Origin of the sequence: Pseudomonas sp. TWR3-1-1 (assembly GCF_049896545.1) — a bacterium.
Taxonomy (GTDB): Bacteria; Pseudomonadota; Gammaproteobacteria; order Pseudomonadales; family Pseudomonadaceae; genus Aquipseudomonas; species Aquipseudomonas weihenstephanensis.
The window spans coordinates 1-814 of the sequence record NZ_JAFCUO010000050.1; the positions used below are offsets into that span (position 1 = coordinate 1).

An 814-nucleotide genomic window follows, 5' to 3' on the forward strand; every position below is an offset into this window, starting at 1 on the left:
TCTCGACCAGCTCCATCCATTCTGCGAGCGGGATTGGCTCAACGCCGCCCGGTGCTTCCACGTTCTTGCGGGTGCCTTTGGTGCGCTTCTTGGCCTCGGCCAGCGCAACGTCGCGGGTCATTCCAAACACTGCAAATGTGCTCATGACTTTCTCCAATCAGGCAGAGGCTCGCTTAAGTTGATCCCTGAGCTGCGTCGGCAGGTCGCGCATCAGCAAGCTGCCTGCCTCTGCGTCGTACTCAATTGCCGATCCGAGCATGTGAGATTCAAAGCTGATCGACAGGCCATTGGTTCGACCGGTGAAGCGCCGGAACTGGTTCAGCGTGCGCTTATCGGCTGGTATCTCTTGCGACAGGCCATAGTCTTTATTGCGGATGAAGTCGTAGAAGGCTTTCGGACGATCTTCGTCGATCAGCTCAGACAATTCGTCGAGGGTGATTGGCTCGCCAATCTTGGCCTGGGCCATTGAGTAGCTGACCAGCGCCTGAGTCTTCTCGCGGGCACTGTCTTCGTGTAAATCCTCTGCCGCCACAAAGTCACTGAATGCCTTGAGCAGTGTTCGGGTTTCACCCGGGCCGTCGACACCTTCCTGACAGCCAATGAAGTCGCGGAAGTAGTCGGTTGCTTTGCGTCCCTTTGCGCCCTTGAGATACGAAATGTACTGCCGCGACTGTGGGTTGTTGCGCCATTCCGACAGATTGATCCGAGCAGCCAAGTGGATATTGCCGAAGTCCAGATGCTTGGAAGGCGTAACGCTGAGGTCAGCATTCACCGTCACACTTTCACTCTGCTGGAGCATAGCGATGACCAGGTA

The 814-nt window shown here is 56.3% G+C and carries 1 protein-coding gene; it reads right to left on the reverse strand.

The features are described 5' to 3' along the window. Window positions 1–157: 157 nt before the first annotated feature. The coding region (locus tag ACP7A4_RS23150; RefSeq protein ID WP_426248525.1) for a nucleoid-associated protein at window positions 158–814 on the reverse strand (657 nt) is incomplete at its 5' end.